The sequence below is a fragment of the Paenibacillus sp. JGP012 genome (assembly GCF_014203995.1).
Taxonomy (GTDB): domain Bacteria; phylum Bacillota; class Bacilli; order Paenibacillales; family Paenibacillaceae; genus Paenibacillus; species Paenibacillus silvae.
On the sequence record NZ_JACHKG010000029.1, the window covers coordinates 26,345 to 38,915 of the forward strand.

Consider the following 12,571-nt stretch of genomic DNA (forward strand, 5'->3'; position numbering starts at 1 on the left):
TTTTTGATGATGAAAACGCCATGGAAGCTTATGCTATGGCGTTTTTTGTCGATTTGGAACTGGAAGTAGTTCGTTAGACCTGTTCAGAATCGGTTCAGAATACATCGTTATACTCAGTGCATAGTCTTTTCAAATTTTAGATATACACGAGGAGGAACATGAATTGAAGGGGAAAAACAAACGTAACACATTAAAGCCGATTATGAAAAAAAGCATGTTGGCCGCACTCGGCCTTGGCATAGCCTTGCCGGTAGCTGGTTCACTTCCTCAGGTTCAAGCAGGGGCAATTGGACCAACCCTAGAGATTTCACGACCTGTACTTAATGAGGGCATTTCTTGGTTGAGTGTTTCATCAGAACAATCAAACGGGCTGCCTATTATGCCTTCTGTACCTATCGTGGTTGAACAAAGTAATCTTATTACGATTGATTTAAGCAGCCATTTTCCATCAGATAATCTTACGTTAATTAGTGCGAAGTCCAGCAATGATGAAATTGCTAGTGTAAATGCATCGTATGAAAATTCGAGATATAAATTAGTCGTTGTTCCCTTTGCCAGCGGCAAGGTAAATATTGAAATAACAGCACAGTACAATACATCGCAAGAACCGAATTCCGAATCAGAAACGATTACAGACAACATCGAGCTGTACATCAGCAAAAAAGGTGATTTCAATAATGACGGCTACGTTGATTCTGCCGATGCTGTTGAATTATTCAGTTACCTTCGTAACCTACAGTATGGTAGAAGTGCCTCCGTTTCTTATGTGGAAATGAACAAAGCAGACATTGATCGAAACGGTGTACCTGATAAGACGAATGACATGAGCGCTTTCATGCAGGGGTATATTGGAGGCACCCTTGGCGCTAAGGATAACAGTTATGTGCTGACGTTCAAACAGAAGCAGGATAAGGGTTACATTCGGAATGATGATACATTAAAGGGCGGTATGGGATTAGGTAGTATTATCTACAGTGATGTCGAATTATGGGATGTGGATCATGGATATAATCAGCATTTGTCCTATCAGTGGTACACTTCAGATTTGAATGATTTGTCAGAAGGCAGTTTAGTTGCAATACCTGAAGCTACTCAGAGCAGTTACACAATTAGTAATGCGGATCTTGGGAAGTATCTCATTCTTAAAGTTACACCTATATTATACCAAGATGATATTCCGGTTGATCCGTTTTATATCGTAAGTAAAACAAAAGCTTCAGCTCCTTCTTAATTATTCACATTCTCTTTTCAACTCATTGATATATGAGATGATTATTTTCACACATCAGAAAAACCAAATCCAGACATGGAGGTTATACCATGCTTCAAGCGAAAAAGAAACGTGCAAAAATGAGAAAAACGATGTCAGGCCTGATCATGTTAACATTATTTTCTTCCATTATGTTACCAGGTGTGGCAGGGGCTACACCGCCGATCACCACTCAAGTCGAGTTCAGCAATGTGAGTGTGCAGGCGGGTGAATCCGTTAAGGTGCCTGTCAAATTGACACAGAATGAGTACCCGATTAACGCTTATAATATGCAGATCGATTTTAAAAACTCATTGCTGGAAGTGGTGCGAATTACACCCGTTGCGTCCGGCGACATCGCCTCTTCTGCAACGGAAGCAAGTGTGCCCGACTTCCAATACCAGATTAATAACGCCGAAGGCTGGGTACGCATCATCTGGGTGAATTCAAAAGAAAGCTTTGAACAAAGATCTCAAGGAGATACTGGTCTGATTGATCTAGGTCAATTATTCGAGATAGAGATTAAAGCGAAAAGCAATGCTACTCCAGGAACGACACAACTCACTGTTGTTCAGGATGATAAAGAACACTGGCGTTTCAATAATCTGGAGTACAGTCCACCTGCCGAATTGTCAGGGGGAACCATCACTATTACAGCAGCAAGCTCTGGCGGTAACTCGAGTTCGCCTTCAACAGGTTCGTCAGGTGGCGGCTCGGTCTCAACCCCTGCACCATCTGCACCCTCAACTCCAGCTGCAACTAAGGGCGTTGACATCTATGTGAATGGGCAAAAACAGGAGCAGTCTGCAACAGCCTCTACTTCTACAGCAGGAAATAAAGTAACAACAACGATTCACGTAGATAACAACAAAGTGATTAATCAGGTGGGTAACGGCCTTCGTACACTTTTACTCCCGGTTACGGGTACAGGTACGAACGCGGTTGTGGGTGAATTAAACGCTAAACTGGTTAAAACGATGGAAGGCAGCAACGCGGAGGTGGTGATTCAGACGGATACGGGCACGTACACCTTGCCAGCGAGCCAAATCAACGTGGATCAGGTTGTGAAACAGCTAGGCAGTACAGCACCACTGGAAGACGTAACCATCCAGATTGCCATTGCACCAAGCAATGAAACCAAGAAAGCTGCAATTGAAGCAGCAGCAAGTAAAATCGGGAATACCACTGTAGTTGCGGCTCCGGTCGATTTCGAAGTGAAGGCTGTATACAACGGTCAGCAGGTCGATGTGAATCGTTTCAACGCCTATGTAGAACGTTCGATTACACTGCCTGAAGGCGTAGACGGCTCCAAGATTACAACGGGGGTTGTGCTTCAAGCGGACGGAACGATGCTGCATGTGCCGACCAAGGTCATCAAGGGCAAAGTAAATGATTCAGCCGTCATTAACAGTTTGACGAACAGCACGTACGCTTTGATCTACCATCCAACTACCTTTAACGATATTTCCAGTCACTGGAGCCGTGCGGATGTGGAGGATCTGGCTTCCCGTCTCGTTGTCGAGGGTGAAGGGGATCAACAATTTGCGCCGGATCGCAGTATTACGCGTGCCGAATTCACGGCTGTGCTGCTCAGAGGTCTGGGTTTGCATTCACCCGAGAATGACGTAACAACCGCTTTTACAGATGTGAAGGCAGACAGCTGGTATGAAAATGAAGTTCAAACCGCGGTATCTTACGGATTAATCTCCGGTTATACCGATAATAGCTTCCGTCCGAACAGCGAAATATCCCGCGCTGAAGCGATGACGATCGTTTCCCGTGCCATGAAGCTGGTGGAGCTGGCGCAGGCAGATGCTTCCGAAACAGCAAATTTGCTTGGCACATACAGTGATGGTAACAAAGTTCAGCCGTGGGCGGCTGAATCTGTAGCATCGGCAATCAAACAAGGTTTGGTACAAGGTGATGATGGCAAGCTGATGACGGATGCAGACGTTAGCCGTGCACAGACAGCAGCGATTGTGAAACGTTTGCTGGCCAAAGCGGGATTGATTTAATTTTTACTGAATAATCAAGTAGCTTCAGCTTTCTCGTTTCTGTAATCCATGCACCTGTGGTGACTTGAAGATGTACTTCAAGCCGCTGCGGGTGCTTTTTTGTGCTCAGAATGATGCAGTTCATAATCAGTTCACAAACGAGTGATAGGATGTGTTCACAAGATCATGATTTTATTTTACAGAAACAGGAGTGGAAGAATAAATGAAAATACTGGAAGTGGAAGATGTACGTAAATCATACACATTATATGGAAAAGAAAAAGTACCCGTTCTTCATGGCTTGAACCTGAGCTTCCAGACGGGAGAATTTGTATCTATTCTTGGTGAATCCGGATGTGGGAAATCGACGCTGATGAATATCATTGGGGGAATGGACTCCGATTATGAAGGAAATGTTGTAGTTCGCGGGCAAAACTTGAGTGAAATGACCGAGAAAGAAATGGATGATTATCGCAAAAATAATGTGGGATTTGTTTTTCAGAATTTCAATCTGATTCCCCATCTGTCTGTGCTCGAAAATGTAACCATTGCGATGCAGATGACAGATACCGAGGTTAAGGAGCGTACCCGGCGAGCCATTGATATTCTGACTGAAGTCGGATTGAAGGAACATCTGCATAAACGTCCGAACCAGCTGTCCGGGGGACAGAAGCAGAGAGTATCGATTGCCCGTGCTCTGTCCAATAATCCTGATATTATTCTTGCTGATGAGCCCACAGGGGCGCTGGATCGGGAGAATGGAGATCAGATTCTGAAGCTGCTGGATAACATTGCTCAAAAAGGGGTGCTGGTTCTGGCGGTAACACATTCCCAGAAAGTCGCTGATTCCGGCACAAGAATTGTGAAAATGGAGGAAGGCAGAGTAGCAGAAGACATTCATTTGAGAGAACGCTCCAGCGCATTTAATGAGCCGGATCGGGCCACTTCACGCAGTCTCGGTCTGTTCGCATCATTTCGCATGGCGCTGCAAAATATGAAGCTTAACATGAAACGGAATGTTTTGGTTGCTTTAGGCGGCTCCATCGGTATATTAAGTGTACTTCTCATGCTGTCCCTCGGTAACGGCATCACAACATATATGAACGATGAGATCAATGCAAGCATGGACCCCTTGCTTGTGGATATGACTAAACCAAGTGCGGCGTCCAAGGACTTGCAGGGCCCGCAGGCTTTAATGGCGCCGGGAGAATCGTTTACCAAAGACGACATCGAAAAGATACGCCAGTTCCCGAATGTAGATCATATTGAAACAATCACTTCTATTACAGGAAAATCAACCATGGTGTATAACGAGCAAAGCATGGCACTTTCACAACTTACAACACTTACTGATTCGTTCGATCCTGCCTTGATTGAAAAGGGAGCGCTGCCCGCGGATAATCAAATGTTGCTGCCGAAAACTGCTGCAGATCAGTTAAGCGGAAACCAGGCTGAATCCATGATCGGCAAGACGGTAACTTTGTATATCAACGAAATGGATGCCAATCATAAACCGGTTACTTTAGAGAAAAAATTGACGGTTTCCGGGTTGTATGAAGCTGCGGAGCCAAGATCACCTATGCAGCAGACACCGGGATACATCCCCGCTCAAACACTTGAGAACTTGTATTCGGGTCATGATATTACGATAGGACCCATTCAGGTGAACGCTTATGCAACCGATATGAAATATGTCAACGATATTAATAAAGCTGCAGTTGATGCAGGGTTTACAGGCTCACAGAAGGCCAAAATCATGGAGAATATTACAACATACGTGAGCATGGCGACGATTGTACTGGCAGGCATTGCAGGCATCTCTCTGATTGTATCCGGCATTATGATCCTGGTTGTGTTATACATCAGTGTGGTGGAACGCACTAAAGAGATTGGAATTTTGCGAGCAATCGGTGCAAGGAAAAAAGATATCCGGCGAATCTTCTTCTCCGAGTCTGCCCTGTTAGGTGCATTTAGTGGTATTATTGCCGTAATCGCGGCGCTTGGCCTCAGTTACGTGCTTAACATTTTGCTGGAACAGGCGTTTGGGGCAGAATTGATTCATCTATCGGGCAACTATATGCTGTTTGGTTTCGTTGTAAGCACAGGAATAAGTGTAATCGCTGGCCTGATGCCATCTTCCAAGGCAGCAAAGCTGGACCCGATGGAATCTCTGCGGTACGAATAAAGCTTATATCGGGAAGGAAAATGTACAGATGAACACCGTACTTGTTGTAGATGATGATCCGCATATCCGCAAATTGATACGAATATATCTGGAGAAAAACCAGCTATCCGTGCTGGAAGCCTCTGATGGGGAAGAGGCATTGGACCTCCTTTCCACTACCAAGGTCGATCTTGTAATTGTGGATGTGATGATGCCCCGGATGGACGGAATTGAATTGACTCAGGACATTCGTTCCTATACCGATATTCCGATTCTGATGGTGACGGCCAAGGGAGAATCCAAAGACAAGGTTAAAGGCTTCCACGTCGGTACGGATGACTATGTGGTGAAACCGTTTGATCCTGTGGAGCTGGTTCTGCGGGTACAATCGTTATTAAAAAGATATAACAAAAGCCTGTCGCATATCATTCAGCTTGCCGGAGTGACGATTGATCTGGATCGTCTGATCGTGGAAGCGGAGGGAAGAACAATCGATCTGAAAAAGAAGGAATGTGAGCTTCTGTTTTCGCTCGCCAGCAAGCCAGGTAAAATATGTACGCGTCATCAGCTCATATATGATATCTGGGGCATGGATTACGAAGGGGATGAGCGCACCGTAGATGTGCATATCAAACGTCTCAGGGAAAGGCTGGAATCCGTCTCGCAATTTACGATTTCAACCGTCCGCGGACTTGGATATCGTCTGGAGCTGACATGAAGTTTATCAGGAACAGTTTACGTTTTCGCATTGTGGTTACGTTCATCGGCATTGTGATTGTGAGTCTGGTGTTAACCTTTATTTTGCAGAATGATGCTGGAAAAAACACACCAAATGACGCTATGGCTGCAGTAGCTGAAGACGTTGCGACATTGATCCATCTCATAGATGATCCCGAAAAATTGCAGTCGAGCTTGCAGATTTTTGAAAAGTACGGTATGAACATTACGCTGGTAAACAAGCAAAGTGAGGTGCTTGCCGCTTTACCTGAGGAGCAGGTGCAGGCGTTGTTCGAACCTGGCAGGACGAAGGCAGTCATTTTTAATAACAAAAATGGTACAGCTGCAGTGGGAGTTCCGGGGGGGACAGGTATGGATGCCGTGTTGATGCAAAATGATTTCGCCCCCCTGTTTCATACATTAAGAGAGAGGCTGCTCACTTCACTGTTAACTGTACTGATCATTGGTAGTTTATTAATTCTGCTGATGTCCAGATTTATTGTGAAGCCGATTAAACAGCTGACGGCAGCCGCACAAAAAATGTCTTCAGGAGATTTGACCGTACGTCTGAAGTACAGAAATCATGATGAATTCGGAGAATTGATGGAGAGCTTCAACCAGATGGCAAGAGAACTTCAGAAGATTGATTCCATACGCGAGGACTTTGTCAGTAATGTTTCGCACGAGATGCAGTCTCCGCTTACGTCGATCCGGGGTTTCACCAAGGCGCTTCAGGACGGGGTTATCCCGCCGGAAGAACAGAAGGAGCACCTTGAGATCATCTACGAAGAGACACTGCGTTTATCGAGATTGAGCGATAATCTGCTTCGCCTGGCGTCTCTCGATTCTGAGCATCATCCCACGAGCTTCAGCTCGTTCCAGCTGGATGAGCAATTGCGAAAAATTATTGTGCTGGCAGAGCCGCAGTGGTCAAGGAAAAATTTAAGTATGGAACTGGATCTGCTGCCCTGCACCGTGCAGGCGGATGAGGATTTATTCGATCAGGTCTGGCAAAATATAATAGGCAACGCCATCAAATATACGGATGCCGGCGGAAGCATTTATGTTGATATGAGGGAAGGTCCGTCCGGTGTGAGCGTACACATTCGTGATACGGGAAAAGGCATACCGCAGGAGGCGCTGCCGCATATCTTTGAACGTTTTTATATGGTGGATAAAGCGCGGAGCAGCTCTCACAAGGGAAATGGACTAGGCTTATCCATTGTCATCAAAATTTTGAAACTGCATGAGTGTACCATTGATGTCACAAGTACTGTGGGTGAAGGCACAGAAATGGTGGTAACAATTCCGCGAAAACGATTGTCTTCATGAAGTCTTGTGGGAATGGAGCAATAACCATGAAATGAGAGGTGCGGCTTTTTTTATGATGCAGAACTGCAGGTTCCGATGAACCGGGACCGAGCTTGGTTCTGCATTTTCTGCGTTTTATTTAGCAGAATGGCGCATCCCTACTGATTATTTCATGGAAGAATAGTTTTCTTTGTTTAGCGGCAGATCATTTGATAAAATAGAAGAGACGTGCAGTTCATAGTTTAATAGACTTGGCATAGAAGAAAAATTAAAACCTTGTGATCATAGGCGTTCTTGTCCTATCATACTGCATGTGAATATATGAACATAATCAAGCGATTTTATTATACACAGAATGGAGCCATCCGATGAAATATCATAATATGGAAGATTGCATTAATGATCTGGAGCAGCATGGACATCTGATCAGGGTGAAGGAGCAGGTCGATCCGAATCTGGAGATGGCTGCCATCCACATGAAGGTACATGAAGCCAAGGGCCCGGCGCTCTTATTTGAAAATGTAAAAGGTTCCAGGTTCAAAGCCGTCTCCAATCTGTTCGGTACAGTTGAACGCAGCAAGTTCATGTTCCGGGATACACTTGAAGGTGTACAGCGTGTTATGGCCGTTCGGGACGATCCAATGAAGGCGCTCAAAACGCCGTTAAAACATATCCGTACGGGACTCGCAGCCTGGCAGGCCCTGCCTAAGGAGAAATCGATCAGCCTTCCCGTGTCAGCTCAGGAGATTCAGATCTCCGATCTGCCGCTCATCAAGCATTGGCCAATGGATGGAGGGGCGTTTGTGACGCTGCCGCAGGTGTATTCGGAAGACCCGGACAAACCGGGCATTATGAATTCCAATCTGGGCATGTATCGTGTGCAGCTGAGTGGTAATGATTACGAGATGAACAAGGAAATTGGTCTGCACTACCAGATACATCGGGGAATCGGTATCCATCAGGCCAAAGCGGTGAAAAAAGGCGAGCCGCTCAAGGTCAGCATTTTCATCGGTGGGCCGCCTGCCCATACGCTGTCTGCGGTGATGCCGCTGCCTGAAGGACTGAGCGAGATGACCTTTGCGGGTCTGCTGGCTGGACGCCGTTTTCGATATAGCTATAAGGATGGGTACTGCATCAGTAATGACGCGGATTTTGTCATCACGGGTGAGATTTACCCAGGTGAGACAAAGCCGGAAGGACCGTTCGGGGACCATCTGGGGTATTACAGCCTGACCCATGAATTCCCGCTGATGCGTGTGCATAAAGTGTATGCCAAACCAAATGCGATCTGGCCGTTTACAGTTGTAGGTCGCCCGCCGCAGGAGGATACCGCATTTGGTGATCTGATTCATGAAATTACCGGAGATGCGATCAAACAGGAAATTCCGGGTGTAAAAGAAGTTCACGCTGTAGATGCTGCGGGTGTTCATCCACTGTTGTTTGCGATCGGCAGTGAACGTTATACCCCTTATACGGATGTGAAGCAGCCTACAGAGCTGCTGACCATTGCCAATCGCATTTTGGGTACTGGCCAGCTCAGTCTGGCAAAATATCTTTTCATCACAGCTGAGGACAAGCAGCCTTTGGATACACATCGAGAGGTCGAGTTTCTAACCTATATACTGGAGCGTATGAATTTGCAGCGTGATATTCATTTCTATACTCATACGACCATTGATACGCTGGATTATTCGGGGACGGGACTGAATAGCGGCAGTAAAGTGGTAATGGCGGCATACGGAGATAAAATTCGTGATTTGTGCAGGGAAGTGCCAGAAGCCTTACGTGATGTGCGCGGTTACGAAAATCCACAGCTGATCATGCCAGGGGTCGTTGCCGTTCAGACCTCGGCCTTCACCTCATATGAGCACACAGCACAAGAAATGAAAGAGTTCGCTGCCGCACTCCAAGAACGTGGCGGGCTGGAGCGTTGTCCGATGATTATCGTATGTGACGACAGTTCATTTATGAGTGCAAATCTCAGCAATTTTCTGTGGGCTACCTTCACACGCAGCAATCCATCCCATGATATGTATGGGGTTAACAGCAGTTATGCTCACAAGCACTGGGGTTGTGACCAGGTCATTATTGATGCACGAGTGAAGCCGCATCAGGCCCCGCCACTTGTTCCCGATCCTTCTGTGGAGAAGGGCATTGAACGCTTTTTCGCAAAGGGTGCAAGTCTCGAATCGATTAAACTGTAATCTTGTGTATCAGGCAGTGCAGTGCATTTACAGGGGAGTCCAAACCAGGTTTGGGCTTCCTTTTTTATGGATTTATGCCGCAGAGAAGCTTGAAAATGAGAAGAAACCTCCTTCTTTGTGTAAATAACCGGGATAAAACGACGTTTTACCTATAAGGATAAAGTCTTAGTTATTCATATTTGCCTATATGATTAAGGTCGTTTGGACTATGTAAAAAAGCTGGAATTTAAACGATATTAAGAAGTATAGGTATGTCTTGGCCCCGTTCCATCCGGGAGCTGTTAACTATAATCATGTGTTCAGGGGGAGTTCCGATTGAGAATCCATATTATGAACCTGCAGGACGGGGACCGTCTGACAGCAGATACGTTCAGCGATGCAGGGTTGCACATTCTCGGAAAGGGGACTGTCATTCGCAGCGAGGATATTACCTTGCTTATGCAGCATCGGGTAGATTACGTAGATATTGAAATGCGCGATGAAGAGATCAGCGAAGCGGAATTTTTCGCAGCTTCATTGAAACATGCAGCTGGATCAAGCAGTACAAGTACCAGCACCAGCAGTAAAGAGCAACCTCCTGAAGAGGAAATGAAGCCCCAATTCCTTCAGACTGTACATAATTATCAAAATGCGTTTCTGGAAGCGCTGACTGTAGGCAAGTTTAACGCAACAATGGTTGATGATGCATTGCAGCCAATGGTTGAAGGACTTGATGAGCAAAAGGACGTCGTGCATCTCCTGATGATGCTGGAGCGGGATGACGTGAACAACTACACCCATTCCATTCAGGTAGGTCTGTTATCCTTTTATATCGCAAACTGGATGGGGTATTCCCAGGCCGAAAGCTATAAGATCAGCCGCGGGGGGTATTTGCATGACATCGGAAAATGTAAAGTCTCCCATCGGATTCGCAATAAAACAGAGCCTTTGACGCCAGAGGAGCAGCTTGAACTGCAGCGTCACACAATATATGGCCATGAGATTATCAAAAACTCCATGACAGATGAAGCGACTGCTTTGGTAGCTTTGCAGCATCATGAGCGGGAAGACGGCTCAGGATATCCGATGCAGCTTGGAAAAGGAGAGATTCATCCGTATACTCAAATCGTCTCCGTAGCAGATATTTATATTGGCATGCGTTCCGGCAATCATGGAGCAAGCAATCCGAACCTGATTAACAATCTTAGAGATATTTACGCAATGGGCTTTGGTAAATTAAACGAGAAGGCGGTTCAGGCGTTGATGCAGCATTTGCTGCCTAACTTTATCGGCAAACAGGTGCTGCTTAGCAATGGAGAAAAAGGTGTCATTGTCATGAACAATGCTTCCGACATTTTCAAACCGCTGATTAAAGTAGAGTCGGAGGAGTACCGCGATCTGTCCAAGGAACGTTCTCTGTCCATCAATGAGCTGTTGATCTAATTAACGCTTCAATAGCGTGTTCCGTAACGTCTTCAATGACGTGTTCAATCAAATAAATGATACAAACAAACCTCTTGTCATCCGATAAGAGGTTTGTTTTATCTGTTTTATTTTTCATGATTCATCCTGTGAGGGTCATGCAAGGTGATCCGACTTTCGATCGACAAGCCATACCAGCAGAGCTATTGCGCTAACGCCTGCACCTAACCAGCATACACCTGTCCAGCCTGCACATGCATATACTTGAGTGGATGCAATGGATCCGCCCGCACTGCCGATGGAATAGAAGATCATATAGGATGCAGTCAAACGGCTTTGGGCTTCGGGTCTCACCCGGTAGATCATGCTCTGATTGGTGACATGTACAGCCTGAACAGCAAGGTCGAGTAAAATAATGCCGACGATGAGGAACCACAATGAAGTGTGTAACAATCCGATACATACCCACGACAATACTAAAATAATGAGTGAAATGCCTGTTGTTCTCTGACCATATCCACGATCGGCTTGTTTCCCTGCACTTGCGGCAGCGAGTGCGCCAGCAACACCAGCAAAACCAAGAGCCCCTATAGAAGTGTGTGATAACGATAACGGAGGTGCGCTGAGCGGCAGCACAATGGAAGTCCATAAAATGCTGAACGCCGCAAATATGAACATGGCAAGCAGTCCGCGTATGCGAAGGATACGCATTTCTGCATACAGTCGCAGGGTGGAACGAAGCAGCTGCAAGTAGCTGAGCTTGGGCTGGCTGAAGGATTGCCGAGGGAGCATGCGAATCAATACGACAACACTGATTAAAGTCAAACTGGCTGACAATAAATAAACGGATCTCCAGCCAAGCCAGTCATTCATTACACCTGCCACGGTTCTTGCCAGCAAAATGCCGATAACAATGCCGCTGGTCACCCGGCCGACGATAGCTCCCCGCTCAGATTCGGCCGACAGATGGGCTGCATACGCAACAAATGTCTGGGTAATAACGGCGAATAAACCAACCGCGGCAAGCGCTGTGAACAGAACAGAATGTGAAGCAGCAGTGCCTGCGCCTACTAATGCAGCAGCCGAAAGAGACATTTGCACAATGATCAGTTTGCGGCGATGAATGAGGTCACCAAGCGGTACAAGCAGCAGCAACCCGAGGGCATAACAAATCTGGGTAACCGTAATTACGATGCCGATCACTCCAGTAGACAGATCAAACTCCTGGGCGATGGAATCCAGCAAGGGCTGCGCATAATAGATATTGGCTACGGACAGACCGCTGCAGACAGCAAATACCCAAGCAAGCGTGTTGGTTATGCCCTGTTTCTTTGGTGTGCACAATTGTGAATTCTGAAGCGAGGTGTGCATTCGAACAACCTGCCTTTCTATTATGTACTGATCAGTATATTATAATCGGGATTAACAATATATTTTTTCTCCAAAAATGTCAATGAAGGAATTTCTAGAGTAGGATATTAGAATAAATATTTTGAGGTGATATTTCGGGTAGGGAGGTGGGGAAACATGA

The 12,571-nt window shown here is 46.1% G+C and carries 8 protein-coding genes; 7 read left to right on the top strand and 1 reads right to left on the bottom strand.

Going from position 1 to position 12,571, the window contains the following annotated elements:
* The first annotated feature begins 163 nt into the window (after positions 1-163).
* The 7 genes from HNR77_RS24320 to HNR77_RS24350 all read left to right on the top strand — a co-directional run bounded on the left by HNR77_RS24320 (position 164) and on the right by HNR77_RS24350 (position 11,061).
* The gene (locus tag HNR77_RS24320) at positions 164-1,231 is read left to right on the top strand and encodes a hypothetical protein (RefSeq protein ID WP_184190047.1); all 1,068 of its coding nucleotides are present in this window, start codon (positions 164-166) and stop codon (positions 1,229-1,231) included.
* Positions 1,232-1,320: 89 nt separating this feature from the next.
* Entirely contained in the window at positions 1,321-3,264 is a 1,944-nt protein-coding gene (locus HNR77_RS24325; protein ID WP_184190049.1) for an S-layer homology domain-containing protein, read from the top strand.
* Positions 3,265-3,466: 202 nt separating this feature from the next.
* Positions 3,467-5,428 (top strand): ABC transporter ATP-binding protein/permease, encoded by a 1,962-nt coding sequence (locus HNR77_RS24330; protein ID WP_184190051.1) that lies wholly within the window; start codon positions 3,467-3,469, stop codon positions 5,426-5,428.
* A gap of 28 nt (positions 5,429-5,456) precedes the next feature.
* The gene (locus HNR77_RS24335; RefSeq protein WP_184190053.1) at positions 5,457-6,125 is read left to right on the top strand and encodes a response regulator transcription factor; all 669 of its coding nucleotides are present in this window, start codon (positions 5,457-5,459) and stop codon (positions 6,123-6,125) included.
* On the top strand, positions 6,122-7,456 hold the full coding sequence (locus tag HNR77_RS24340) for a HAMP domain-containing sensor histidine kinase (RefSeq protein ID WP_184190055.1): 1,335 nt from the start codon (positions 6,122-6,124) through the stop codon (positions 7,454-7,456). The genes HNR77_RS24335 and HNR77_RS24340 overlap by 4 nt, the downstream gene beginning before the upstream one ends.
* A gap of 347 nt (positions 7,457-7,803) precedes the next feature.
* On the top strand, positions 7,804-9,639 hold the full coding sequence (locus tag HNR77_RS24345) for a UbiD family decarboxylase (protein WP_184190057.1): 1,836 nt from the start codon (positions 7,804-7,806) through the stop codon (positions 9,637-9,639).
* Positions 9,640-9,954: 315 nt separating this feature from the next.
* Positions 9,955-11,061, top strand: a complete 1,107-nt coding sequence (locus HNR77_RS24350) for an HD-GYP domain-containing protein (RefSeq protein ID WP_184190058.1) — start codon at positions 9,955-9,957, stop codon at positions 11,059-11,061.
* 135 nt (positions 11,062-11,196) lie between these two features.
* On the opposite strand, the gene HNR77_RS24355 is transcribed toward HNR77_RS24350, so the two are convergent.
* Positions 11,197-12,411, bottom strand: a complete 1,215-nt coding sequence (locus HNR77_RS24355) for an MFS transporter (protein ID WP_184190060.1) — start codon at positions 12,409-12,411, stop codon at positions 11,197-11,199.
* Positions 12,412-12,571: the final 160 nt, after the last annotated feature.